At 70.7% G+C, this 24959-nt stretch carries 18 protein-coding genes; 6 read left to right on the top strand and 12 right to left on the bottom strand.

Features of this window, described 5'->3' with window-relative positions:
* Window positions 1–48 precede the first annotated feature (48 nt).
* From ACIRDX_RS01565 to rpiB, 3 genes are read right to left on the bottom strand one after another with little or no spacing between them, the layout of a single operon-like run.
* On the bottom strand, window positions 49–2055 hold the full coding sequence (locus ACIRDX_RS01565; RefSeq protein WP_396623642.1) for an ATP-dependent DNA helicase: 2007 nt from the start codon (window positions 2053–2055) through the stop codon (window positions 49–51).
* A complete protein-coding gene (glyA, locus tag ACIRDX_RS01560; protein WP_396623641.1) occupies window positions 2019–3287 on the bottom strand; it encodes a serine hydroxymethyltransferase in 1269 nt (422 codons plus the stop codon). The genes ACIRDX_RS01565 and glyA overlap by 37 nt, the downstream gene beginning before the upstream one ends.
* A 19-nt stretch (window positions 3288–3306) precedes the next feature.
* Window positions 3307–3756: a ribose 5-phosphate isomerase B gene (gene rpiB, locus ACIRDX_RS01555; RefSeq protein WP_396623640.1), complete on the bottom strand. Its 450-nt coding sequence runs from the start codon at window positions 3754–3756 to the stop codon at window positions 3307–3309.
* A 53-nt stretch (window positions 3757–3809) separates the two neighbouring features.
* Here rpiB and ACIRDX_RS01550 point away from each other — a divergent pair, with 53 nt between their 5' ends.
* Window positions 3810–4997 carry a class I SAM-dependent rRNA methyltransferase gene (locus ACIRDX_RS01550; protein ID WP_396623639.1) on the top strand — a complete coding sequence of 396 codons (1188 nt, stop codon included), beginning with the start codon at window positions 3810–3812 and terminating at the stop codon, window positions 4995–4997.
* 449 nt (window positions 4998–5446) lie between these two features.
* Here the strand turns inward: ACIRDX_RS01550 and ACIRDX_RS01545 are convergent, their stop codons facing one another.
* Window positions 5447–7762, bottom strand: coding sequence for an ATP-dependent RNA helicase (locus tag ACIRDX_RS01545; RefSeq protein WP_396623638.1), 2316 nt, complete (start codon window positions 7760–7762; stop codon window positions 5447–5449).
* Window positions 7763–8055: 293 nt separating this feature from the next.
* Between ACIRDX_RS01545 and thiC the strand changes: the two genes are divergently transcribed.
* Complete coding sequence (thiC, locus tag ACIRDX_RS01540) at window positions 8056–9786, top strand: phosphomethylpyrimidine synthase ThiC (RefSeq protein ID WP_396623637.1); 1731 nt, start codon at window positions 8056–8058, stop codon at window positions 9784–9786.
* Between the two features lie 128 nt (window positions 9787–9914).
* Here the strand turns inward: thiC and ACIRDX_RS01535 are convergent, their stop codons facing one another.
* Complete coding sequence (locus tag ACIRDX_RS01535) at window positions 9915–10553, bottom strand: hypothetical protein (RefSeq protein WP_396623636.1); 639 nt, start codon at window positions 10551–10553, stop codon at window positions 9915–9917.
* A gap of 48 nt (window positions 10554–10601) precedes the next feature.
* On the opposite strand from ACIRDX_RS01535, the gene htpX reads away from it, so the two are divergent.
* Window positions 10602–11444, top strand: coding sequence for a zinc metalloprotease HtpX (gene htpX / locus ACIRDX_RS01530; RefSeq protein ID WP_396623635.1), 843 nt, complete (start codon window positions 10602–10604; stop codon window positions 11442–11444).
* 109 nt (window positions 11445–11553) lie between these two features.
* Here htpX and ACIRDX_RS01525 read toward each other — a convergent pair whose 3' ends face one another.
* The gene (locus tag ACIRDX_RS01525; protein WP_396623634.1) at window positions 11554–12546 is read right to left on the bottom strand and encodes an SPL family radical SAM protein; all 993 of its coding nucleotides are present in this window, start codon (window positions 12544–12546) and stop codon (window positions 11554–11556) included.
* A gap of 94 nt (window positions 12547–12640) precedes the next feature.
* Between ACIRDX_RS01525 and ACIRDX_RS01520 the strand changes: the two genes are divergently transcribed.
* On the top strand, window positions 12641–13327 hold the full coding sequence (locus tag ACIRDX_RS01520; protein WP_396623633.1) for a hypothetical protein: 687 nt from the start codon (window positions 12641–12643) through the stop codon (window positions 13325–13327).
* A 4-nt stretch (window positions 13328–13331) separates the two neighbouring features.
* Entirely contained in the window at window positions 13332–14447 is a 1116-nt protein-coding gene (locus ACIRDX_RS01515; protein WP_396623632.1) for an acyltransferase family protein, read from the top strand.
* Here the strand turns inward: ACIRDX_RS01515 and ACIRDX_RS01510 are convergent.
* From ACIRDX_RS01510 to ACIRDX_RS01490, 5 genes are read right to left on the bottom strand one after another with little or no spacing between them, the layout of a single operon-like run.
* Window positions 14437–15393 carry an NAD-dependent epimerase/dehydratase family protein gene (locus ACIRDX_RS01510; RefSeq protein ID WP_396623631.1) on the bottom strand — a complete coding sequence of 319 codons (957 nt, stop codon included), beginning with the start codon at window positions 15391–15393 and terminating at the stop codon, window positions 14437–14439. The two genes, ACIRDX_RS01515 and ACIRDX_RS01510, sit on opposite strands and share 11 nt — an antisense overlap.
* A 1-nt stretch (window position 15394) precedes the next feature.
* The gene (locus tag ACIRDX_RS01505; protein ID WP_396623630.1) at window positions 15395–17695 is read right to left on the bottom strand and encodes an LPS-assembly protein LptD; all 2301 of its coding nucleotides are present in this window, start codon (window positions 17693–17695) and stop codon (window positions 15395–15397) included.
* A gap of 37 nt (window positions 17696–17732) precedes the next feature.
* The gene (locus tag ACIRDX_RS01500; RefSeq protein WP_396623629.1) at window positions 17733–19040 is read right to left on the bottom strand and encodes a bifunctional folylpolyglutamate synthase/dihydrofolate synthase; all 1308 of its coding nucleotides are present in this window, start codon (window positions 19038–19040) and stop codon (window positions 17733–17735) included.
* The gene (gene accD, locus ACIRDX_RS01495) at window positions 19037–19882 is read right to left on the bottom strand and encodes an acetyl-CoA carboxylase, carboxyltransferase subunit beta (RefSeq protein WP_396623628.1); all 846 of its coding nucleotides are present in this window, start codon (window positions 19880–19882) and stop codon (window positions 19037–19039) included. Before accD ends, ACIRDX_RS01500 begins: the two co-directional genes overlap by 4 nt.
* Before the next feature lie 37 nt (window positions 19883–19919).
* Window positions 19920–20555, bottom strand: a complete 636-nt coding sequence (locus ACIRDX_RS01490) for a deoxynucleoside kinase (RefSeq protein ID WP_396623627.1) — start codon at window positions 20553–20555, stop codon at window positions 19920–19922.
* Between the two features lie 68 nt (window positions 20556–20623).
* Here ACIRDX_RS01490 and ACIRDX_RS01485 point away from each other — a divergent pair, with 68 nt between their 5' ends.
* Window positions 20624–22774 carry a HEAT repeat domain-containing protein gene (locus tag ACIRDX_RS01485; protein WP_396623626.1) on the top strand — a complete coding sequence of 717 codons (2151 nt, stop codon included), beginning with the start codon at window positions 20624–20626 and terminating at the stop codon, window positions 22772–22774.
* Window positions 22775–23751: 977 nt separating this feature from the next.
* On the opposite strand, the gene ACIRDX_RS01480 is transcribed toward ACIRDX_RS01485, so the two are convergent.
* A complete protein-coding gene (locus tag ACIRDX_RS01480; RefSeq protein ID WP_396623625.1) occupies window positions 23752–24909 on the bottom strand; it encodes a D-alanine--D-alanine ligase family protein in 1158 nt (385 codons plus the stop codon).
* Window positions 24910–24959 lie beyond the last annotated feature (50 nt).

The following is a 24959-nucleotide window of genomic DNA, read 5'->3' as shown; positions in this document are numbered from 1 at the left end:
CGGGAATGAGGGCCCCTGCCACTCACACCATCGATCGCTGTCGACGCCTCACGTCGTGGCGAAGAACCGTGTGACGTCCTCCGGTCGGCGCGTCACGGGCGCGGGCGGCAGCGCGTTCAGGAAGCGGCGGCCGTAGCCCATCGACTGCAGTCGCGGATCGAGCAGCGCGATCACGCCGCGGTCCTGGCGATGGCGGATCAGCCGACCCACGCCCTGCAGCAGCGTGAGGATCGCGAGCGGCACCTGGAAGCCGGCAAAGGCGTCGATACCGCGGCGCTGCAGCGCCTCGATGCGTGCCGCCACCACGGGATCGCCCGGTGAGGCGAACGGGATGCGGTCGATGATCACGCAGCTCAGCGCATCGCCCACCACGTCCACGCCCTGCCAGAAGCTCGACGTGCCGAACAGCACCGCGTTCGGGGTCTTCCTGAACTGCTCGATCAGCACGCCGCGCGGCATCGTCCCCTGCACGAACATCGGGTAGGGCAGTCGCGTCGACAGGCGCGCGTGCGCGTCGCGGAGCGCGGCGTAGCTCGTGAACAGCAGGAAGGCGCGTCCTTCGCTGGCGGCGAGCAGTCGCTCGGCCTCGGCGGCGAACGCCTCGGCGAACTCGCGCGTCCGCGGATCGGGCATGCGGCGCGGCAGGTACACGAGCGCCTGCGTGCGGTAGTCGAACTCGGAGGGCACGCGCACCTCGAGCGCCTCACCGATGCCGAGCCGTGCGCGGGCATAGCCGAACGAGCCGCCGATGGAGAGCGTCGCCGAGGTGAGCACCAGCGACGGCAGCCGGTCGATCAGCACGTCGCGGATGATGTGCGACACGTCGATCGGCGCGGCGCGCAGGGCCACCTGTCGGCCGCGCAGCTCGAGGAAGTACACGTACTCCTCGCCCTCGGCGCGGAGCAGGAACCGGAGGTCGTCGCGGACCTCGCCCGCGCGCTTGGCCAGCGCGCGCACATCCTCGGGCGCATCCTTCAGCAGGGCCAGGGCTTCCTCGAGCCCAGACAGGGCGCCGAGCAGCTCGAGTCCGCTCTCGCCGACCGCGTCGGCGAGGGCCTCGCCGGTGACGCGCAGGCGCTCGTCGAACAGCGTCGCCCCGGGCTCGGGCGCGCCGCCCTGTCGCACCCCCGGGCGGCGGGTCTGCAGGTCGAGGAAGAACCCGCGCGCGGTGTTCGCGAGCCGCTCGATCGCGCGCGCCACGGCTTCGGCCTCCTGCGCCGGCACGAACAGCGGCGACGTGCGGATCGCGGCGGCGTCGGTCGACAACTGCTCGACGCGGTAGTTGCTCACGGCCACGCCGAAGTACTGCGTCGCCACGTCCTCGAGCTGGTGCGCCTCGTCGACGATGCCCACCTGGCACTCGGGGATGACCTCACCGAACGAGTGGCGGCGCAGCGCCGCGTCGGCACACAGCAGGTGATGGTTGACCACCACCACGTCGGCGTCGGCGGCTTCCTGGCGCATGCGCGTCACGAAGCAGTCGGAGTAGCGGGGACACTCGCTGCCGAGGCAGTTCTCGGTGGTCGCGGCGATGCCGTGCCAGAAGGGGAGTTCCTCGGGCAGGTCCGAGAGCTCGGCGCGGTCGCCGGTCTGCGTGCGCGGCGCCCAGTGCTCGATGAGCGCCATCGCGACGCGCGTCTCGTCGTCGCGCGGCCGGTCGTCGTGCAGGGCCTGCTCGAAACGGTGGAGGCAGAGGTAGTTGCCGCGTCCCTTCATGCAGGTGGCGCGGAACGGGCCCAGCGCGCGCTGCAGGAGCGGCACGTCCTTGTCGATCAGCTGCTGCTGGAGGTTGCGGGTGCCCGTGGAGACGAGCACCTTGCGACCGGAGAGGATCGCCGGGACCAGGTAGGCGAGCGTCTTGCCGGTGCCCGTGCCGGCCTCGGCCAGCAGCACGCCGCCGTCGCCGACGACGCGCGCGACGGCCTCGGCCATCTGCTGCTGGCTCTCGCGCGGCTCGAAGCCGTCGAGCACGGTCGCCAGCGCGCCCTCGGGGCCGAGGGCACGCCGGACGCCGTCGATCAGGCTGGGGGCGGGTAGAGCGGGAACTCCCGGCACAGCTCTTCCACTTCCAGCTTGATCTTGGCCAGGGCGGTCTCGTTCTCCGGTTCCTGCAGCGCCGCGGAGATGAGGTCGGCGATGCGGTCCATCTCGGGTTCGGTCATGCCGCGGGTGGTGACGGCCGGCGTCCCGAGGCGCACGCCCGAGGCGACCATCGGCGGGTTCTTGTCGAACGGGATCGCGTTCTTGTTGACGGTGATGCCCGCCAGCCCGAGCGTCGCCTCGGCCTGCTTGCCCGTGATCTCCTTCGAGAAGACGTCGACGAGCATCAGGTGGTTGTCGGTGCCGCCGCTCACGAGGCGGAAGCCCTCGTCGTGCAGCGACTGCGCGAGGCGCTTGGCGTTGGCGGCGACCTGCGCCTGGTAGGCGCGGAAGCTCATCTCCATCGCCTCGCGGAAGCAGACGGCCTTGGCGGCGATGATGTGCATCAGCGGGCCGCCCTGCACGCCGGGGAACACCGAGCGATCGATGTCCTTGGCGTACTCCTTCTTGCACAGGATGAGGCCACCGCGCGGTCCACGCAGCGTCTTGTGCGTGGTGGTGGTGACGTAGTCGCTGTGCGGCACCGGGCTCGGGTGGACGCCGCCGGCCACCAGGCCGGCGATGTGCGCCATGTCGGTGAGCATCCGCGCGCCGACGGCCCTGGCGACCTTCGAGACGCGCTCGAAGTCGATGACGCGCGGGTACGCGCTGGCGCCGACGACGATCAGCTTCGGCTTGTGCTCGTGCGCAAGGCGCTCGACCTCCGCGTAATCGAGGCGCTCGTCGTCTTCACGCACGCCGTACGGCACGATGTTGTACAGCTTGCCCGAGAAGTTCAGCGGGTGGCCGTGCGTGAGGTGGCCGCCGTGGGCGAGGTTCATGCCCAGGATGGTGTCGCCCGGCTGGAGGAACGACAGCATCACGGCCATGTTGGCCTGCGCGCCCGAGTGCGGCTGCACGTTGGCGTGCTCGGCCTGGAACAGGTCCTTGGCGCGCTGGATGGCCAACGACTCGGCGACGTCGACGAACTCGCACCCACCGTAGTACCGCTTGCCCGGGTACCCCTCGGCGTACTTGTTGGTCATCACCGAGCCGGCGGCGGTCATCACGGCCGTGCTGGCGAAGTTCTCCGAGGCGATGAGCTCGAGCCCGAGGTTCTGCCGGTTCGTCTCGTTGGCGATCGCCTCGGCGATGTCGGGATCGACCTGGGCCAGCGTGCGCAGGTGTGGGGGCGTGAGGTGAAACATCGTGGGATCCCGTGAAGCCTTACGAATGGCGCTCGTGGTCGAGCGCCGCGATCTTGTCCAGGCGCCGTTGATGGCGTCCGCCGGCGAACGGCGTGTCGATGAACGTGGCGACGATCTGCAGGGCCATCTCGGCCGACGTCACCCGGGCGCCGAGCGCGAGGACGTTGGCGTCGTTGTGTTCGCGCGACAGGCGCGCGCTCTCGAGGTCGACGATGGGCGCGGCGCGCACGCCCTCGATCTTGTTGGCGGCGATGGCCATGCCCAGCCCGGTGCCGCAGGCCAGGATGCCGCGATCGGCCTCGCCAGCCGCCACGGCGCGACCGACCAGCGCCGCGTAGTCCGGATAGTCCACCGAGGCGTCGTCCACCGTGCCGAAGTCCTGGACCTCGATGCCGCGCGACAGCAGCAGCGAGCGCACCGCCTCCTTCAGGTGGACGCCTGCATGATCAGCGCCCAGGGCCACGCGCATAAGGCCGAATTGTACTATACGGGTCCCGCCCATTCCGGCCGGTTTGTCCCCTTATGTCAGCCTCAGCGCCTGCTCCCCGCCCGAACACCGCCGTCCTCACCCGCAAGGGGGCGGACCGCGTGCGCGCGGGCCATCCCTGGATCTACCGCTCGGACGTCACCGACCTGGAGGCCGACCGCGGCGCCGTCGTCGAGGTGCGCGACGGCCGCGGCGCCCCGCTCGGCCGTGCGCTGTCCTCGACCGAGTCCCAGATCACGCTGCGGATGCTCACCCGCGACGCGACCCCGGTGGATCGGGCGTTCTGGCGGGCACGGCTCGCGGCGGCCATCGCCGTCCGCGAGCGCCTGGCGCTCGACGCCACCGCGCTGCGCCTGGTCCACGGCGAGGCCGACCTGCTGCCGTCGCTCATCGTCGACCGCTACGACGACGTGCTGGTGGTGCAGACGCTGTCGCAGGGAACCGACGCGCATCGCGAGCTGATCGTCGAGCTGCTCGTCGAGCTGCTGCAGCCGCGCGGCGTGCTGCTGCGCAACGACCCCAAGGTGCGCACCCTCGAGGGGCTGCCTCAGGAGGTGGCACTCGCGTACGGTGAGGTGCCCGCGCAGGTCGAAGTGCGCGAGGGGCCGGTGCGCTACCTCGTGGACCCGTGGCATGGCCAGAAGACCGGCCTGTTCCTCGACCAGGGCGAGAACCACGCGGTGGCCGCCGGCTACGCGCGCGGCCGCGCGCTCGACGCCTTCAGCTACCAGGGCGGCTTCGCGCTCCGGATGGCCCCGCATGTCGACCACGTGCTGGCGCTCGACGCCTCGGCCGATGCCGTCGCCGCGATCGCTGCCAACGCCGCGCGGCAGGGGCTCGGCAATGTCGAGGCGCGCGAGGCCAACGTGTTCGACGCGCTGCGCGAGTTCGAGCGCGGCGAGGAGCGGTTCGACACGATCGTCCTCGACCCGCCGGCCTTCGCCAAGCACAAGGGCGCCGTGCCCAAGGCCATCAGCGGCTACAAGGACATCAACCTGCGCGCGCTGCGCCTGCTGAAGCCGGGCGGCCACCTGATCACCTGCACCTGCTCGGCGCACGTCGACGAGGGCATGTTCGGCGGCATCATCTACTCGGCCGCCACCGACGCGCAGATCCCCGTCGTGGTGGTCGAGAAGCGGATGCAGGGCCGCGATCACCCGGTGCTGCTGGGCGTGCCGGAGACGTACTACCTGAAGTGCTTCGTGCTCAGAAGAGCAGGGTGAACGAGGGACAAGGGACACGTACGCAAGTCACAAGGGAGCCAAGGGACCAGGGACGAGGCTCAAGTGACAAGGGACCAGGACACACACCCTGCCTGAAGTGCTTCGTGCTCCGCAGGGCAGGGTGAACGAGGGACGAGGGACGAGTACGCAAGTCACAAGGGCGACAAGGGACCAGGGACGAGGCTCAAGTGACAAGGGACCAGGGCACACACCCTACCCGAAGTGCTTCGTGCTCCGCAGGGCAGGGTGAACGAGGGACAAGGGACACGTACGCAAGTCACAAGGGAGCCGAGGGACCAGTGACACGGCTCCAGGGACAAGGGACGGGTGCGGCCCGCCCGGCGTCACTTCTTGTCCCTTGTGCCTGATGTGCCGTGTCCCTTGTGACTCGGCGCCCCTGACCTGCTGTACCCCGTACCCCGTACCCGGTACCCGGTACCCGGTAAGGATCAGGCCCTGCGCGTCGTCCTGTGCGTCGGCGTCGCGGTCCACGGGTCTTCCGGCCACGGGTGCCTCGGGTAGCGGCCGCGCAGTTCCTTGCGGACCTCGGCGTAGGTCGTCGTCCAGAAGCTGCGGAGATCGCGCGTCGACTGCACCGGCCGCCCGTTGGGGGCCAGCAACTCGAACATGACGGGCTCGCGGCGCGGGCCGAGGCGCGGGGTCTCGGCCAGGCCGAACAGCTCCTGCAGCTTGACGGCCGCGCGGACGCCGCCCTCGCTGGTGTAGGTCAGCGCGGCGGTCCTGCCGCTCGGTAACGGCAGGCGCGGCGGTGCATCGGTGAGCAGTCGCTGACGCGTGGGCCACGGCAGCGCCGCCTCGACGTCCATCGCCGCGAGCGTGGTGGCCGTCGCCGCCGCGAGGCGCGCCACCGCGGGCAGGTCGACGTCGAGGCCGCAGAAGGCGAGGCGTGCCAGCAGTTGCGCGTCGTCGTCGCGGCGGGGCGCCGCGAGCCAGGCGTCGGCAAGCACGTCGTGGTCCTCGGCCTGTGGCGCCTCTTGCTGCTCCGAGAGCGTCAGGGCGTGGTAGCGCCGGCGCACCACGACTCGCAGGCGGCCCTGCTCGTCCACATACGGCTCGCGCGTCGCGTGGGTCGGACGCAGCCAGGCCCTGTCGACGGCGCTCGCGAGCGACACCTGCGCATCGCGACCCTCCACTGTCCGGACGTCGAGGGCCACGAGGTACGCGGCATCGCGCACGCCGCTGGCAGGCGACTGTCGTGCACCGGTGCCCGTGGCGAGCAGCAGCGCGTCGCCGTTCGGCACCCGGCGCTGGGCGACGCGATCGGGGAATCCCGCGAGCACAGCCCGACCGAGCAGGTCCTCGGCCATGGGCGCGGACGCCCGCGTCGGCGCCGACCGGTCCGTGCTCGCCCGCGCGATCGCCGCCGCGGCGCGCGAGAGGTGCGGCAACGCCCGCGCCCCGGCCAGCAGCGACAGCAGGTCCGATGAGGTGGTCCGGCCGTCTGGCGCCGGCAGGCGCCCTTCGCCGAGGAGGGCCGCCGCCAGGCAGGCATCGGGGTGCCCGTCCGCAGACAGGACCAGCCGGGCCAGGCGTGGCGGCAGCGGCAGTCTGGCCATCCGACGGCCGAGGTCGGTCACCGAGCCCGCGTCTGCAGCGCCCAGACGTTCGAGCAGCAGGAGCGCGTCGTGCTGGCGCGAGTCGGGCGGTGCCTCGAACCACTCGAAGTCGTCGACTCGCCCGCCCCAGGCGAGGATTGCCAGCAGCACCGGCGCGAGGTCGATGCGCGTCACGTCCGGATCGCGAAAGGGACGCAGGCGGTCGCGCGCGTCCCAGAGGCGCACGGCGCGCCCGGGGCCGAGTCGCGCCGCGCGTCCGGCGCGCTGGTCAGCGGCATCGAGCGTGACGCGCTCGGTCTGCAGGGTGTCGATGCCCCGCGCGGCGTCGTAGCGCGCCACCTTCTGCCAGCCGGTGTCGACAACGGCGCGGACGCCGGGCACGGTCACCGACGTCTCGGCGATGTTGGTGGCCAGCACCACGCGTCGCGTCGTTCCCGGGCGCAGCACGGCGTCTTGCGCCTCCGGCGGCAGCGTCCCGTGGAGCGGCAGCACCTCCGCGCCATGGCGTGCCGCCACCTGCCCCACGGCCCGCTGCGCGTCGTCGATCTCGCGAGCGCCGGGCAGGAAGCACAGCACGTTGCCCTCCTGGCGCTGCAGCAGGTCGTCCACCACGCCTGCCAGGGGGCGATCGGGGGCGTACGACACGTCGAGCGGGTGGGCGTCGCCCTTCACCTCGATGATCGGGCAGCCGCCCAGGTACGCCGACACCGGATCCGCGTCGAGCGTGGCCGACATCACCAGCACGCGGAGGTCGTCGCGTGCCAGCCAGGCCTGCTTGACCAGAGCCAGGCCCAGATCGGCGTGGACGCTGCGCTCGTGGAACTCGTCGAGGACGACAGTGCGGATGCCGTCGAGCAGGGGATCCTGCTGCAGGCGCGCGGTCAGGATGCCCTCGGTGGCGAACAGCACCTGCGTGTCGGGCCCGAAGCGGGGTTCGAAGCGCACGTGCCAGCCGACCTCGCGCCCGAGCGTCCAGCCCTGTTCCTCGGCCACCCGGCGCGCCAGCGCGCGCGCCGCCGCACGCCGTGGCTGCAGCACCAGCACCTGGCCGGCGCCGACCAGCGACGGGGGCACCCGCGTGGTCTTGCCGGCGCCGGGGCTCGCCACCAGCACCGCCGCGCGCCTCGACCGCAGGGCCTCGCGCACCGCGCCGAGGTGCGCATCGATGGGCAGGGGCGGCAGCGGCACGAGACGATTATCCGCAACCGACGACTGCCCGCCTTCCCGCTACCCGTACCCGGTACCCGGTACCCGGTACCCGGAACCCGGTATGATGCACTCATCCGCCAGGGGTATCCCGCGAGGGATTGAGAACAGACCCTTGGAACCTGGTTCGCCTCGTGGCGAAACCCGCCGACGCGCTGCACGCGCGACGGTGGGAACCGGCTGATACCGGCGCAGGGAGTGCGGAGCGCGATCGCGCGTCGACTCCTCGTCGCCTTGCAGGCAGGGCCGGCTCACCGGCCAAGAGGAGTCACCGCGTGTCCCAGTCGCCCACCGCCCCCGCATCCACCCTCCTGTCGTACGACGAGGCGTTCCCCGGTTCCCGCAAGGTCCTCGTGGATGGGCCTTACGGCGTGCGCGTGCCGATGCGCGAGATCGGGCTGTCGGGCGGCAACGCCCCCGTGCGCGTGTACGACACCAGCGGTCCGCAGGGCGTCGACGTGCGCGAGGGCCTGCCGAAGCTCCGGCAGGCGTGGATCGAGGGCCGTGGCAACACCGTCGAGGAGCCGCGCTTCCTGCTGCTCGACGCGTGGAAGCGCGAGATGCCCCCGGCGCTGGCCGCGCGCACCCGCACCCGGCGCCGCGCGAAGGCGGGCGAGTCGGTCACCCAGCTGGCGTACGCGCGTCGCGGCGAGATTTCGCCGGAGATGGCCTACATCGCCACGCGCGAGAGCCTCACGCCCGAGTTCGTGCGCGACGAGGTGGCGCGCGGCCGCGCGATCATCCCGGCCAACGTCAACCACCCGGAACTCGAGCCGATGATCATCGGCCGCAACTTCCTGGTGAAGATCAACGCCAACATCGGCAACTCCGCCGTGTCCTCCTCGATCGAGGAGGAGGTCGACAAGCTGCGCTGGGCGACCCTGTGGGGCGCCGACACGGTGATGGACCTCTCGACCGGCAAGGACATCCACGAGACGCGCGAGTGGATCCTCCGCAACAGCGCCGTGCCGATCGGCACCGTGCCGATCTACCAGGCGCTCGAGAAGGTCGGTGGCCGGCCCGAGGAGCTGACCTGGGAGCTCTATCGCGACACGCTGATCGAGCAGGCCGAGCAGGGCGTGGACTACTTCACCGTGCACGCGGGCGTGCTGCTGCGCTACATCCCGCTCACGGCGCGGCGCGTGACCGGCATCGTGTCGCGCGGCGGCTCGATCCTCGCCAAGTGGTGCCTGGCGCACCACAAGGAGAACTTCCTCTACACGCACTTCCGCGAGATCTGCGAAATCATGCGGGAGTACGACGTGTCGTTCTCGCTTGGCGACGGCCTGCGCCCGGGCTCGATTGCCGACGCCAACGACGCCGCGCAGTTCGGCGAGCTACAGACGCAGGGCGAGCTCACGAAGATCGCGTGGGAGTACGACGTGCAGGTGATGAACGAGGGCCCTGGTCACGTGCCCATGCACATGATCAAGGAGAACATGGAGAAGCAGCTCGAGTGGTGCGCCGAGGCGCCGTTCTACACGCTCGGGCCGCTGACCACCGACATCGCGCCCGGCTACGACCACATCACGTCGGCCATCGGCGCCGCGATGATCGGCTGGTACGGCACCGCCATGCTCTGCTACGTCACGCCCAAGGAGCACCTCGGGCTGCCCAATCGCGACGACGTGAAGGCGGGCGTGATTGCGTACAAGATTGCCGCGCACGCTGCCGATCTCGCCAAGGGCCACCCGCAGGCGCGTGTGTGGGACGACGCGCTGTCGAAGGCGCGCTTCGAGTTCCGCTGGAAGGATCAGTTCAACCTGGCGCTCGACCCGGTGACGGCCCGCGCGTACCACGACGAGACGCTGCCGGCCGAGGGCGCCAAGGTGGCGCACTTCTGCTCGATGTGCGGGCCGAAGTTCTGCTCGATGGAGATCACCCAGCAGGTGCGCGACTACGCGGCGGCGCAGGGGCTGCAGGCCGAGCAGGCGATCGAAGCGGGTCTGAAGGAAAAGGCCGCCGACTTCAAGGAAGCCGGCGAGATCTACGTGAAGCAGGGATAAAGGGGCTCAAGGCTTCGGGCTCAAGGCTCAGAGAGCACGCCGCGGGCTCAAGGCTGGAGGCTCGAGGCTCAGGCAGCTTTCTTCATGATGCTTTCTGAGCCCTGAGCCCTGAGCCTGCCGCCCATTGCCTACCTGTTGGCCGCGACCACCGGGACGATCTGGATCACCGACGGATAGCGGCTGGGGTTGGCCCCCGGCGTGGGCACGAGGTACCCCTTGCCGCCGCCGTAGGTGTAGTCCTTGATCGTCACGCCCGGCGGAAAGGCCATGGTCTCCTCGCGGAACCGGCCGACCTCGAACATGTGGACGGGCGGCACGTCGTACACGAGGTCGCCCTTGTCCTTCAGTTGCGTGCGGTAGTAGAGCACCAGCTCGCCGAACGTCGCCGTGGAACCGAAGAGGTAGTACCGCTGGCCCTGGCCGGCGTCGTACGACCGCAGGAACTTCGCGCCCGGATAGAGGGGCACCCCCAACTGGGCCTCGGACGGCGCCGCTTCCGCGCCCGGCGCTGCGATCGGCGCGGCCTGGCGCGGGGGCGCCGGCGCTGGCACGGCCAGCGTGCCGGTGGGCGAGGCCTGCGAGGCCGGCCGCGTGGGGGCGGGGGCCTGCGAGGCGGGCGTGGCCGGGGTCTGCGACGCCGGGGGTGTGGCGCCCGTGCCCCTGGTGGACGGCGGCGGGGGCGGCGGGGTCTGGGGGCGCGGCTGGGCGGCCGCCGCGGCTGCGCCGAGCAGCGTGAGACAAACGGTTAGCTCGATCACGCGCGTCATGCGTCTTATTGTACGGAGATGGGCAAGGACGCCCTAGACTGAGAGCTTATGACCAGTTCCCTGAAGACCGCTGCGCTGCTGGGATTGCTCAGCGCGCTGTTCCTGTACCTGGGTGACCTGTTCGGGGGCCAGCAGGGGCTCGTCATCGCCCTGCTCATGGCTGCCGTCATGAACGTCGGCTCCTACTGGTTCTCCGACAAGATCGTCCTGCGCATGTACAACGCGCGCGAGGTCGGGCCGGAGCACCCGTTGCACCAGATGACCGCGGAGCTGGCGCGGCGCGCCGAGCTGCCGATGCCGAAGGTGTACGTCATTCCCGACCAGTCGCCCAACGCGTTCGCGACCGGGCGCAACCCGCAGCACGCCGCGGTGGCCGCCACCGAGGGCATCATGCGCATCCTCTCGCGCGACGAACTCGCGGGGGTGATGGCGCACGAGCTGGCGCACGTGAAGCACCGCGACATCCTCATCAGCTCGGTCGCGGCCACGCTGGCGGCCGCCATCATGATGGTGGCGCGCATGGCCCAGTTCGCCTCGTTCTTCGGCGGCTCGTCGCGCTCGGACGACGGCGAAGGGTCCAATCCGCTGGCCCTGCTCGTGGGCATCATCGTGGCGCCGTTTGCCGCGATGCTGATCCAGGCCGCGATCTCGCGGTCGCGCGAGTTCAAGGCCGATGCCGGCGGCGCCGCGATCGCCGGGTCGCCGATGGGCCTGGCGAGCGCCTTGCGCAAGATCGAGGGCTACGGCAAGCAGGTCCCGATGGACGCCAACCCCGCGACGGCGCACATGTTCATCATGAAGCCGTTCAGCGTGCACGGGCTGTTCTCGCTGTTCAGCACGCACCCGCCGACGGAACAGCGCATCAATGCGCTCATGGGGCGGAACCTCTAGGAGAGCGCATTGATGCGCTGGTGGTAATGCCGCGATGCCGAGAATGCCGCGAATGTCGGGGGCCATCCACGTCTCCCACATTGACGGTATTCCCGGCATCGCGGAATTGTCAGAATTGGTCCGCAATCCAGTCCGTCTGCCGCCGTACGTCCTCGCTGGGCGTGCGGCGGTTCGCGTATCGGGCGCGTAGCGCCGCGAGCACGCCCTTCACCTGCGCCGCGTAGGCCGGGTCGGGGTACTTGCGGACGTAGAGTCGCGCGTACTTCTCGAGCAGGTGCGGCGCCTCGGCCTGCAGGAACTGCAGGAAGTGGTCGCGGCTGCCGTCCTCGAGGTAGAGCACGTTGCCGCCGAGCAGCGGCACGTCGAGCTCGGCCATGGCGCGAAGGGTCGCCTCGATGCGGGCCGGTTGCGTGGAGAAGCCCGGCACCAGTGGGCTCATGAGCACGCCGGCCCTGACGCCCGCGTCGATGAGGCGCCGCACCGCCCGTAGGCGTTGCAGCGGCGGCGCCGTGCCCGGCTCGAGCCGTTCCCAGGCGTCGTCGACCGTCGGCACGCTCACGTAGACGGTCGCCAGGCCGCGGGCCGACATCCGGGCCAGGATGTCGGCGTCGCGGACCACCATCGGGCCCTTGGTCACCAGGCCAATCGGCGTGTCGCACCGATCGAGGTGCTCGAGGCACGCGCGTGTGAGCCGCCACTGCCCCTCGATCGGCTGGTAGGGGTCGGTCGCCGTGCCGATGGCGACCAGTTCCGGGCGCCAGGACGGCCGCGCCAGTTCCCGCGCGAGCACGTCGGCCACGTTCCGCTTCACGAAGATGTAGGACGAGAACTGGTCGCCCGCGCCCATCTCGAGCTGCGACTGGTAGCGCCGCGCAAAGCAGTACTGGCAGGCGTGGGTGCAGCCGCGATACGGGTTCAACGTCCAGCGGAAGGGCATGCCCTGCGTGCGATTCAGGGCCGACCGGCACACCACCTCCTGATACCGCGCGTCGTCTGCCCGCCGCTCGGCCCCGGTCAGGGACTCGACGCCGTGTGCCTTCACGAGATCGGCGACGCCGCGCGTGGTCAGGTCACGCTCGAACAGGGCGAGTTGGTTGCGCATGATTTTCGCCTTTTGTTCGATTGTGTCCGGCGCCCCGGCACGTCGTCAAGCGGGGGAGTGGCCAGCTCCAACTTTCGGGTAGACTGGAAAGGTCATGCCCATCAACACCCAGAATTTCCGGGCGTTCGTCGCCGCGGCCGCCGTGCTCTGCGCCGGTACCGCTTACGCGCAGGCGCCCTCGGCCAATGATCTCGTCGGCACGTGGAACCTCACGCTGACTTCGCCGCAGGGCACGCACCCGATGACGGTCGACGTCAAGGAGGACGCCGGAAAGCTGGTGGCCACCGCGAGCGGCCTCCCGCTCGTGGGCGCGCCGACGGTCGCCACGACCGACGCCGGTGTGCGTATTGCCTTCGCCATCGACTATCAGGGCCAGCCCATCGACATCGTCATGACTGGCAAGGTGACCGGTGCCCAGATGAAGGGTGCGGTCGACTACGCCGGGGGCGCCGCCTCCGGTGACTTCACGGGCAGCAAGGCTGGCGCGTCGGCAAGCGCCGGCGCGGGCGTGACCGGCAGCTGGGACGTGACGGGCGACGGTGGCGGCGGCTGGTCGCTGACGCTGACGCAGGACGGCACCGCGGTGGCCGGGATGCTCAAGAGCCCCGACGGCATGGAAGTGCCGGTGAAGGGCACGTTCGAGGGTAGCGCGCTCGCCCTCAACGTCAATGCGGATGCCGCCGCCGGGACCGTCAAGGGCACCCTCGAGGACGGCAAGCTGAAGGGCAGCTACGACATCGGCGGCAACGCCGGATCGTGGTCGGCCACGCGCAAGCCGTAGGCGCGTGACGGCCGCCCCGCGTCAGGCCGCGACAGCCGCGGCCCAGGTCGTTGCCCCCAGGCTCCTGTTCATCGACGCCCTCCGGGGCTTCGACATGTTCTGGATCACCGGGGGCGACATCCTCGGCCGCGCCCTTGCGGCCTGGCTCGGGTGGCACTGGCTCGACTACCAGCTCGAGCACCTCCCGTGGGAAGGGTTCGTCTTCTACGACCTGATCTTCCCGCTCTTCATCTTCATCGTCGGCATCGTGCTGCCGATGTCGCTGAAGCGGTACGAGGGCCACCCCTCTGCCGCCTACCCGCGCATCCTCCGGCGGTTCGCCCTGTTGTTGCTGCTCGGCTGGATCAACTGGGGCCTGCTGCAGTTCAACGTCGCCGAGATGCGCTGGCCGGGCGTGCTGCAGCGCATCGCCATCTGCTACCTCTTCACGGCGTTCGCCGTGCTGCACCTCAAGGTGCGCGGGCAGGCCCTGCTGGCCGCCGGCCTGTTGCTCGGCTACTGGGCGTTGCTCGCCTTCGTGCCCGCGCCGGGCTTCAGGGCCTACGACCTCTCACCGGAGGGCAACCTGGTGGGCTACGTCGATCGCCTCGTCATCCCGGGCAAGTTCTGCTGCTACCCGTATGGCGACAACGAAGGCCTGCTCTCCAACATCCCGGCCATCGCCACGTGCCTGCTGGGCGCGCTCACCGGCTGGTGGCTCACGCAGGCGCGTCCGGCGATGACCAAGGTGCGGGGCCTCGTGCTGGCGGGCATCGCCAGCCTGATCGTGGGGCTGGCGTGGTCGACGCTGTTCCCGATCATCAAGAACCTGTGGACCGGGTCGTACGTGCTGATCACGGCAGGCTGGAGCCTGCTGCTCGTCGCGCTGTTCTACTGGGTGATCGACGTCCGGGGCGCGCGCCGCTGGGCGTTCTTCTTCGTGGTGATCGGCGTGAACGCCATCACCATCTACGTCGCCCAGGAGTTCATCAACTTCCCGGACATCTCGAAGTTCTTCCTCGGGGGCGTCGCGTCGCTGCTGGGCGGGGCCGGGCCGGTGGTGCTCGCGCTCGGCGCACTCGCGGCGCGCTGGATCTTCCTCAACTACCTCTACAAGAACGGGACGTTCCTCAAGGTCTAGGGATCAACGCCCGCTGCTCCTCGAGCAGCGCCGTGATCGTGTCGGCCAGCGGGATCTGCGGCGTCCATCCCGTGGTGGCCGTCAGGCGTCCGTGGTCGCCCACCAGGACGGGCAGGTCGACCGGGCGCAGCCGTGCCGGGTCCACCTCGACGTCGATCGGCACGGCGGCCTGCGCGCGCAGCATGTCGAGCAGGGCGCTGATCGCGATGGCCTCCCCGCGACACACGTTGTAGACCTGGCCGCGCGCGCCGCCCTGCACCAGCAGGCGATAGGCGCGCACCGTGTCGCGGACGTCGCAGAGGTCGCGGCGCGGCGTCAGGTTGCCGACGCGCATCGGCCCGGGCTCGAGGCCTGCCTCGATGCGCGCCACCTGCCGTGCGAACGCCGGCGCGAAGAAACCGAGGTCCTGGCCCGTGCCGATGTGGTTGAAGGGGCGGGCAACGATGACGTCGAGGCCGCCGTCGCGCGCGGCATCGAGCGCGACCATCTCCTGTGCGAGCTTGCTGACCGCGTAGGGCGTCGCCGGCGCGATCGGGTCGTCCTCGCGCAGGGGCGCGTCCGATGCGGCGTAGATGGCGGCCGACGTGGTGACCAGCACGCGCGCCGTGGGCACGTGCCGTGCCACCGCACGGAGCAGGACATGGGTGACGCGGACGTTCAGCTCGAGCGTGACGTCGCTGTGGGCCCAGGCGGCGCCCTGGTTGGCGGCGCCGGCGAGGTGATGGACCGCCGACGGCTTCAGGTCCGCGATGGCGGCGTCGACCGCCGCCGCGTCGGTCAGGTCGACGGCGACCCAGGACACGTCGGGGCCGAGCGCCAGCGACGCAGGCGGCGGGGGCACTCCCGGCCGGTACCAGCCGACCACCGGGCCGTCGGCCCGGAGCAGCGACACCAGGTGTCCGCCCGCGAAGCCGGCCGCACCCGTGACCAGGACCGGTCCGTCCATGTCAGAACGAGCGGCTGCCGGACTGCCCGGTGTTGCCGCCGAACGCGCCCAGGAAGTTCGAGAAGGTGCCGAGCCCGGCCAGCGTGAAGCCGATGTTGAAGCGGCGGTCCTGCGGCACGGCGAAGGTGGAGTACTGCGGAAAGTTGTAGGCCTGGTACTCGACCACGATGCCACAGCACTGCGCGTTGTAGTAGCCGACGATCCGCTGGTCCATCATCACCGAGCGCCCGAGGTCGTAGAAGAACGCGTAGGTGCCGCCGAACCTGTTGCCCTTGGTCTTGAAGCTCGCGCTGGCGTTGAGGAACTTGTCGGGGCGATCGGGGAAGAACGAGAACTTGCGCTGGCTCCAGCCGCCGGTCACGTCGAGCCATTCCTTCAGGCCCCACTGGCCGTTCAGGCGGATGCTCTGGAACTCGCCGGCCCGATCGTCCCAGTCGAGGCGCGTCGTGACGCTCGTGCGCGCGGTCGGCGAGAACTGCGCGCTGAAGTTGATGGGCGAGAAGTTGCTGGGCAGCCGCCCGAAGTAGTTCAGCGGGTACGAGCCGAAGTCGTACAGGCTGGCGCGCGGGTCGCTGTAGTAGCTCTGGGTGAGCCCGACGGTCAGGAAGTCGCGCGTGCGCGCCGCCGACTCGCCCGAGCGCCGCTTGGCCGTGAACCTGTTCACCAGGCCGTAGGCGATGCGCGTGGTCCCGCCGTAGGTGAAGTCGTAGCCCTCGAGCTTGACGATGCGGTCGAAGTCCTCGAACGCGGTCAGCCGCTGCAGCGTGAAGATCGGCTCGATCGTGTGCTTGTACTTCTCGGCATAGCCGTTCTTCGGCGTGTCCCACACCTTGGTGAACTTCGGCCCGACGATGTCGGTCCGCAGGTCGAAGTAGCTGCGCGTGAGCGGCACCTCGGCCTGCACGTCGCGGTTGTTGGCGTCCCTGACGTAGCTCTCGGTCCACCGCGTGTAGTGGTAGGCCACCGACGAGTTGAACGTGAGGAACGGCCAGCGGTTGAACGGGACGCGCAGCGTCGGCGTGATGTCGAAGCGGCTGAGCGACTGGTCGGCCTCCCGGTCGCCGTCCTTGTCGACGCGGGCGATCGACACCCACTCCGACCCGAGCGCGTAGTAGAACGGCGTCTGGCCGATGCGGCTCTGCGCCAGGTTGTACGACAGGCGGGGCGTGCCGCCCTGCAGGCTCGACGAGGTGTCCGAGTAGAACAGCTCGGTGGTGTCGTAGGTGGCGCTCACGCTCTGGCGTCCCCACGTGCCCGACAGGTTGCCGCGCATGCTGCGCGTGCGCGACGACCAGTCGTACGGGTTCTGGTTGAACGTGGCGCGCGTGACGATGCTCGAGAAGTAGTCGATGTTGCCGCGGGCCCGCAGGTTGAGCGGCAGCACCTGCGCCACGTTGGCGCGGATCTCGTAGTTGGTGGCCGCCGGCGTCGTCACCGGGCCGCTCGTCGTGTCGTAGCTGGCTTCCTTCTCCTTCAGGTAGTACGTGGTGAAGGAGCCCTGCGACCCGGCGCCGGCGACGTAGCGGTACTCGCCGCCGACGCCCTGCCCGCGCTTGGTGAACCAGTCGTGGTAGATCGTCGCGTCCTGGCTGCGGTTGATCGCCCAGAAGAACGCGTTGCTGATGCTCTGCCCGCGGATCGTCGACGACCCGTAGGTCGGCAGCAGGAAGCCGGTCGCCCGATCGTCGCTCTGGATCGGGTAGTACATCACCGGCAGGTAGAACACCGGCACGCCCTTGACCTTGAGCATGGTGTTGGTGAGCACCGCGTACTCGTCGAGCTCGACCATCGCGGTGCTCGAGACGAGTTCCCAGCGTGGCGTCGGCTGCACGCAGCTCGTGAAGCCGCCGTGCGTGATCTTGTAGCGCTTGGGACCGACCTTCTCGATCCGCTCGCCGTAGAACAGCGCGTCGGGCTCCTGCGTGCCGAAGAAGCTCTTGTCGACCTTGTCACCGAGGTAGGTGGACCCGGTCGCGTTGTGGAACACGCCGATCTTCGTGTCGAGGCTGTACTCGAGCTTGTCGGCGGCGATGCGCGTCTGCGGCGACGTGTACACCACGTTGCCTGTCGCCACCATCAGGCGCGTGCTGGTGTCGTAGTCGACCTGGTCGGCGTAGAACTTCTGGTTGCCCTGCTCCATCTCCACCTGGCCCTCCAGGTGGTAGGTGTTGCCGCTGATCTCGATCTTCAGCTGCTTGGTCACCTTGAAGCCCGGCACCTGCTGTGCGCGCCCCGCTGCCGGCAACAGCGGCATCAGGAGGAGCAGGAGCGCGAGGACACGGAGCGTGTGGGTCGAATGCACGGGCTGGCGATCGGCGGCGGGCGCGACCCGCAGGATATCACGCGGGTTGCGGCGGTCCGGGCACCTGCGCGAGCCACGCGCGGGCGGCGCCGACGAGGAACAGCGAGCCGGCGACCACCACGCGCGCATGGCCCTCGGACGCCGCCGCCAGTGCGTCGGCCGGCGTCGGGGCCACCGTGACGGGCATCGCCTCCGCGATCGCCACGACGCGCGCCGCGAGGTCCTCGGGCGGCAGCGCGCGGGGGAAGGGCACCGCCGTCGCGATCACCGTGTCGGCCACCGACAGCAGCGGGCGCAGCAGGCCCTCCACGTCCTTGTCGCGCATGCACGCCACGACCAGCGTCGCGGGCGCGAAGCCCGCCTCCCGGCACCACGCGGCGAGCGCCTCGGCGCCGGCCGGGTTGTGCGCGCCATCGAGCACGACGGGCGTGCCACCGGGCAGCACGCGGCGCTCGAGGCGACCCGGCCAGCGCGCATCGCTCAGGCCGGTGGTGATGGCGGCCTCGCCGCCGCCGATTCCTGCGCTCTCGAGCGCTTCGAGCAGGCGCACGGCCACCAGGGCGTTGTCGACCTGGTGCCGCCCGCGCAACGCGAGGCGCACCGTGCGGTAGGCGCGCCTCGGCGTGGCGAGGGTCACCTCGCACTCGCCATCCGGTCCCGACAGCTGTACCCGTGTCTCGTCGTGCGCGCGGATCAGCGTCGCGCCGCGCGAGGCGGCGGTCTCCTCGATCACCCCGGCCGGCCCCGGCGCGGTGACGCCGCTCACCACGATCGCGCCCGGCATGATCACCCCGGCCTTCTCGGCGGCAATGAGCTCGAGGGTGTCGCCGAGCTGCGCCATGTGGTCCATCCCGATCGAGGTGATGGCGGCCCACGGTGCCTCGACCACGTTGGTGGCGTCGTGTCGACCACCGAGTCCCACCTCGAGGACCGCGACCTGCACCCGGGCCGACCGGAACAGGACCAGTGCCGCCGCCGTCGTCAGCTCGAAGTACGTTGCCGGCCCGGGGAGGCCGCCCTCGGCGAGCAACCGGTCCTCCGCCACGAACACCTCGGCCAGCGCCGCGTCGAGCGTCGCCTCGTCGACGTCCTGCTCGTCGATGGCAAAGCGCTCGGTGAGGTGGATGAGGTGCGGGGACGTGTAGCGCCCGGTGCGGACGCCGGCGGCGCCGAGCGCCCTGGAGACCATCGCCGTGACCGACCCCTTGCCGTTGGTGCCGGCGACGATGACGGGGATGAAGGCGCGCTCGGGGTGCCCGAGCGCGCCGACGAGCGCCCGCATGGTGTCGAGCCCGAGCTTGATGCCGAAGAACTCGCGCGTGGCGAGGCGCTGCTGTGGCGTCATGCCGGCGCGTGCATGAACCGCAGCGCGTCGGCGATGGCGTCCTTCAGCTTGCAGCGGTCGACGATCATGTCGACCATGCCGTGCTGGACGAGGAACTCGGCGCGCTGGAAACCCTCGGGGAGCTTCTGGCGGATCGTCTGCTCGATGACGCGCGGGCCCGCGAAGCCGATGAGGGCCTTCGGCTCGGCGATGTTCAGGTCGCCGAGCATGGCGAAGCTCGCCGTGACGCCGCCCGTGGTCGGGTCGGTGAGGACCGAGATGTAGGGCAGGCCGGCGCGATCGAGGCGCGCGAGCGCCGCGCTCACCTTCGCCATCTGCATGAGCGACAGCGTGCCCTCCATCATGCGGGCACCGCCGGAGCACGACACCACCACGACCGGGCGCCGGTGCTCGAGGCCGCGCTCGATGGCGCGCGTGATCTTCTCGCCGACCACCACGCCCATGCTGCCGCCGATGAAGGAGTACTCCATCGCGGCGATCTCGGTCTCGATGCCGTCGATCGTGCCGGTGCCGCAGATGATCGCGTCCTTGAGGCCACTGGCCTCCTGGGCGGTCCGCAGGCGCTGCGAATACGGCTTCGTGTCGATGAAGGCGAGCGGGTCGGTCGAGGCGAGGTCGTGGTCGTGCTCGACCCAGGGGCCATCGAACAGCATCGCCAGCCGCTCGGCGGCGGGGAGGCGGAAGTGGTGCGCGCACTTGGGGCACACCTGCAGGTTCCCGTCGAGGTCCTTCTTGTAGAGGGCCTGCCCGCAATCGGGGCACTTCACCCAGACGCCCTCGGGGATGCGGCTGGCCTTCTGTGCCGGGGCGATGGGCTTCGGAACGCGCTTGAACCAGGCCATGGGAGGCGCCTGCCGGGCAGGCGAAGGACCTAGGGTATCACCGCTGCCGAGGCACGTAGTACTGGGTGCCCTGCTGCATGTGCTCCACCTGCCGGAGCAGGTCCTCGACGTCCTCGTCCTGCCAGTCGAGGTCGAGCGAGGAGGTCTCGACCACCAGCAGGGGGGCGCTGGTGTAGTGGAAAAAGAAGTGGTTGAACGCGTCGTTCAGCTCGCCGATGTCCTCGTCGTCGCCGCGGCGGTCGGGGGCCCGCCGGGCGCGATCGCGGAGCCGCTTGCGGAGCCGGTCGGTGGGGCACTGGAGGTACACGACGACGTCGGGCGTGGGCAGGTCGCGGGCGAGCAGTTCGTAGAGGCGCTGGTAGATGAACAGCTCGTTGTCGTCGAGCGTCAGGTACGCGAAGATGCGGTCCTTGTCGAACAGGTAGTCGCAGACGGTGACCTGGCTGAAGAGGTCGCCCTGACGGAGGGCGTCCTGCTGCCGATGCCTGGCGAGCAGGTGGAAGAGCTGGGCCTGGAAGGCGGCACCCGACGTCCGGGTCTTCCGGTCGGGCGCGAACGGGTTCTCGATGTCGTCGAGGACGAGGCTGGCGTCGAGGCGCTGGCCGAGCCGTTCCGCGAGCACGGCCTTGCCAACGCCAGGAGGGCCCTCGATCGCGAGGTAGCGCGCGTCCACGATGGCGCGCAGTATAGCGACGGGCTTCGCGGGGCGTCCAGTCGCGCGTGCTAGCATGCGCCCGAGTGATGACGCGTCGCCTGTTGCCCCTTGCCGGACTGGCGCTGGTCACCGCCTGTGCGTCGGCGCCGCCGCCGCCCCCGCCGGTCGTGGCCCCGCCCTCCACCTACGAAGCCAAGATTGCCAGCATCCATCGGCTCGAGGACCATCGCGTGCTCGAGGATGCCCGGTCACGGTCTGTCGTGCCGCCACCCGTCGTGGATGCACGCGGCCGCGTCGTCGCCACGCCGCCCGCGCCGCCGTCGCTCGACCTCGTCAGCCTGCTCGACGACCCGGAGGCCCGCGTCAGGCGTCGCGCGGCGCTGGCCATCGGCCGCGTCGGGCTGCCGGCCGGCGTGGCCCCGCTCGTCGCACGGCTGCAGGATCCGGATGCCGACGTCCGTGCCATGGCGGCGTTCGCCCTCGGCCTGATCGGCGACGCCGGCGCCGTGGAACCGCTCGTGGCGGCGCTCGCTGATCCGAACGCGCAGGTGAAGGGCCGGGCGGCGCACGCCCTCGGCCTGCTGGGGCCGGACAAGGCGGCCGCCGCCGCGGCCCCGATCGGGCAGATGGTGCGTGGATTGGTCGAGGGCGGCGCCATCGCCACGCCGCCCGCCGACGAGGACTCCCGCAGCAGTGCGGAGGCCGACGCCGTGCGCCGGGGACTGGCTGCGCTGGCGGCCCTGAAGAACTTCGACGGCCTCGCCGCAGCGGTGCTCGACGGGTCAGGGCGGCCGCGCAGTGGCTGGTGGCCGGTCGCGGCGGCGCTGTCGCGCGTCGGCGACGACCGTGCGGTTCCCGGCCTGATCGAGCTGATCTCGTCGCCCTCGCCCTTCACGGCCGGGTATGCGGTGCGTGGCCTCGGCGAGCGGCGGGCGGCCTCGGCCATCCCGTCGCTGCTGCCGTTGCTCGAGCCCGCGCGTCAGGTCCATCCGCAGGTGCGCGTGTCGGCGGTGCGTGCCGCGGGGCAGATCAAGGACCCGCGAACGATTGCGCCGCTGCTCGGGTTGTTGCGACAGAAGGGCGTGCCGCAGGGCCTCGAACTCGAGATCCTGTCGGCGCTGGGGCAGCTCGGCGCCCGGGAGGCCGAGCCGGACCTGATCGATCGGCTCACGGCCCGCTCGCCCCTCATCCGCGCCGCGGCCATGCGGACGCTGGCGCGCGTCGACTCGCTCACGTTCACGACGGTGCTGTCGGGCCTCGATCCCGACGGCGACTGGCGGGTGCGCGCGGCGCTGGCCGATGCGCTGACGACGCTGGCCCCCGAGAATGCGACGCCGATGCTCGAGCGACTCATCGCCGACAAGGACGCGCGCGTGCTCCCGGCAGCGCTGCGTGCCTGGGGCACCCTGAAGCTGCCCCGCCTCGAGACGCACCTCGCGGCGGCGCTGGCGCGCGACGATGTGGCGGTGCGCGCCGAGGCGGCCTCGATCGCGGGCCAGCAGAAGCTCGCCTCGATGCGCGACGCGCTCACCGCGGCCTGGGAGCGCTCGCGCGGCGACACGGCCGACGACGCCCGCTGGGCGACGCTGTCGGCGCTGGCGGCCATCGACCCGGCGGCGGCCACCGGACCGATGACCGAGACGCTTGCCGATCGTGACTGGGCCATGCGTCTGCGCGCGGCACAGTGGCTGGTCGCGCGGGACCCCGCGAGCGACGCCCTGGCGCGCATTCGCCCGGCGCCGGTGACGGTGGCCGCCGAGGTGTACGAGGCCGCGCGCGTCGTGGCGCCGCCCTACTCGCCGCAGGTGTACCTCGAGACGTCGAAGGGGACCGTGCAGATCGAGCTGGCCGTGCTCGACGCGCCGCTCACGGTGGAGAACTTCGTCGCGCTGGCGCGTCGGGGCTACTTCGACGGGCTGCAACTGCACCGGGTGGTGCCGGCCTTCGTCGTGCAGGACGGCGATCCGCGGGGCGACGGGACGGGCGGGCCGGGGTACAGCATCCGCGACGAGCTCAACGACCGCCCCTACCAGCGCGGCACGGTGGGGATGGCGCTCTCGGGCCCGGACACGGGCGGCAGCCAGTGGTTCATCACGCATGCGCCGCAGCTGCACCTCGAGGGGCGCTACACGGTGTTCGGGCAGGTGGTGAAGGGGATGGAGGTCGTCGACCAGCTCGAGGTGGGCGACACGATCACGCGGGTGCGTGTGTGGGACGGCGTGACCGCGCCGCAATAGACACAAAAGGGGCGCGGAGGGCCGCGCCCCTTGCGGTGTGTGTGACCGGGCGACACCGCCTACCGCTTCTTGGCCGCCGTCTTCGCAGCCGGCGTGCTGGCTGCCGACGTCTTGGCTGCGGCCGTCTTCGCTGCCTTCTTGGCCAGGGCGTATCCCCCTTTCCAGGTTGATCGACCTTGGCCGGCCGCCCGCAGGCTCACGCCTGCGCTCGCAACGCTGCCTGCCGCGCTCACGACCCGTGAGTGGCGGGCCCGGACAGCCGTTCGTTGCGGCCGGAAATGGCCGGCGGCCACCGGTCGTGACTGGTAGCCGCCGCATGTCCAACTGGCGGACGCCACCCGAGGGCGGCATCCGTTTGCGGCCTGGCGACGAAGCGCCGTTGCCGCGACCGCTACTAGCGCTTCTTCGCGGCGGTCTTCTTCGCGGCCGGCTTCTTCGCTGCCGGCTTCTTGGCCGCGGCCTTCTTGGCTGCCTTCTTCGCCATTCTTCCTCCTCTGGCTGGCGGTGCTCGCCCCGCGGGCCGTCATTGGCCCATCACTACAGGTGGATTGAGCTACCCTGCCTCACACAAGATGTAGATTATGGATGAGAAAATTGCCTTGTCAAGCACAAAGAAACCGTGCTTGTCAAAATTTTCCGCCCGCCTTGCAGACCCCTCCGACGAGGCGACTAGCGCAAACGCCAGGGCTTGTCAAACTTGACAAATCAAACCCTTCGCTTACCCGCGAAAGGGTTCGGTCGCGGTGGTTTCGCGCACGCTTTTCCGGGGGCTGCCGCCCGCGCCTCGTCTCATCGGTAAGTGGATATCGACCTGACGAGCGGGCGGACGCGTCGGCGCGGGCAGACGCATCGGCGCGGCGTCCCGGGGGCGCACGCGGAGCCGCTGGTGGCTTGTTCTCGGGGAGGCGCCCTAGAAAAAAATCCGGCGGGTGCCCGTGGGGAGCACCCGCCGTCGGCCGCACCGGAGGCGCGGCGGTTCAGAAGGCCGAGACGCGCAGCTGCTGCTTCTCGGCGTGGCGCTCGAGCGCGAGCTGCACCAGCCGATCGACGAGCTCGGGGTAGGTGAGCCCCGTGGCGGCCCACAGCTTCCCGTACATGCTGATCGTCGTGAAGCCGGGCATGGTGTTGATCTCGTTCACGTACACCGCGCCCGATGCGCCGTCGACGAGGAAGTCGACGCGGCTGAGCCCCGCGCCGTCGATGGCGCGGAAGGCCTCGATGGCCAGCGCCTGCAACTGCGAGCCCAGGTCGGCCGGCACGTCGGCCGGGATGGCGAGCCGGCTGGCGCCGTCGAGGTACTTGGCCTCGTAGTCGTAGAACTCGCGCGACGGGACGATCTCCCCGGGCACCGAGGCGATCGGGTCGTCGTTGCCGAGCACCGCCACCTCGATCTCACGCGCGTGCGCGACCGCGACCTCCACCACGACCTTGCGGTCGTAGTCGGCGGCCAGCTTCAGCGCCTCGACCAGTTCCTCCTGCGTCCGTGCCTTCGAGATGCCGACGCTCGATCCCAGGTTGGCCGGCTTGACGAACAGCGGCAGCGCGTGGCGCGAGAGCAGGTCGGCGGCGACCGCGTCCGGGTCGGCGAGCACCTGGCGGCGGAGCAGCACCTCGTATGCGCACTGCGGCAGGCCGCGCGCCCCGAACACCGTCTTCATGAGCGCCTTGTCCATGCCGACCGCCGAGGCGAGCACGCCACACCCGACGTACGGCACGTTGGCGAGCTCGAGCAGTCCCTGCACCGTCCCGTCCTCGCCGTGGGGGCCGTGGAGCACCGGGAAGATGACGTCGAGCCCGACCCCATTCACCAGCGCGCGTGCCTCGTCGTCGTCGCGACGCGCCGTCCGGTCGATGGCGAGGATGGTCTCCTCGCTCGGCCGGGGGAGCAGGTGCACCTCGCGACCGGCGCGCACGGCCTTGACGTCGGCGCGGGTCTGCTCGATGACTTCGGAGGCGGAGGCGGCGGTCGGCGGCTTGTCGGCCAGCGACCAGCGGCCATCACGGTCGATGCGGATCGGCACCGCTTCGTAGCGGGTGCGATCGAGATTGGCCATCACCGCGGCGGCCGAGGCGACCGACACTTCGTGCTCGCCCGAGCGGCCACCGTAAATGACGCCCACGCGCAGTTTCTTCAAGGGTCTCCTGGGGTACGGGAGGCGGCCGGACCGGCCGGATTGGATGCCGT

The organism is Luteitalea sp. (genome assembly GCF_044337415.1).
In the GTDB taxonomy this organism is placed as follows: Bacteria; Acidobacteriota; Vicinamibacteria; order Vicinamibacterales; family Vicinamibacteraceae; genus Luteitalea.
This window is presented reverse-complemented; position numbering and strand designations above follow the sequence as displayed.

Coding starts and splice junctions, on each gene's coding strand:
- glyA (WP_396623641.1), bottom strand. CDS start 3,287: ATGTTTCACCTCACGCCCCCACACCTGCGCACGCTGGCCCAGGTCGAT.
- rpiB (WP_396623640.1), bottom strand. CDS start 3,756: ATGCGCGTGGCCCTGGGCGCTGATCATGCAGGCGTCCACCTGAAGGAG.
- ACIRDX_RS01550 (WP_396623639.1), top strand. CDS start 3,810: ATGTCAGCCTCAGCGCCTGCTCCCCGCCCGAACACCGCCGTCCTCACC.
- ACIRDX_RS01535 (WP_396623636.1), bottom strand. CDS start 10,553: ATGACGCGCGTGATCGAGCTAACCGTTTGTCTCACGCTGCTCGGCGCA.
- htpX (WP_396623635.1), top strand. CDS start 10,602: ATGACCAGTTCCCTGAAGACCGCTGCGCTGCTGGGATTGCTCAGCGCG.
- ACIRDX_RS01525 (WP_396623634.1), bottom strand. CDS start 12,546: ATGCGCAACCAACTCGCCCTGTTCGAGCGTGACCTGACCACGCGCGGC.
- ACIRDX_RS01520 (WP_396623633.1), top strand. CDS start 12,641: ATGCCCATCAACACCCAGAATTTCCGGGCGTTCGTCGCCGCGGCCGCC.
- ACIRDX_RS01510 (WP_396623631.1), bottom strand. CDS start 15,393: ATGGACGGACCGGTCCTGGTCACGGGTGCGGCCGGCTTCGCGGGCGGA.
- ACIRDX_RS01500 (WP_396623629.1), bottom strand. CDS start 19,040: ATGACGCCACAGCAGCGCCTCGCCACGCGCGAGTTCTTCGGCATCAAG.
- accD (WP_396623628.1), bottom strand. CDS start 19,882: ATGGCCTGGTTCAAGCGCGTTCCGAAGCCCATCGCCCCGGCACAGAAG.
- ACIRDX_RS01485 (WP_396623626.1), top strand. CDS start 20,624: ATGACGCGTCGCCTGTTGCCCCTTGCCGGACTGGCGCTGGTCACCGCC.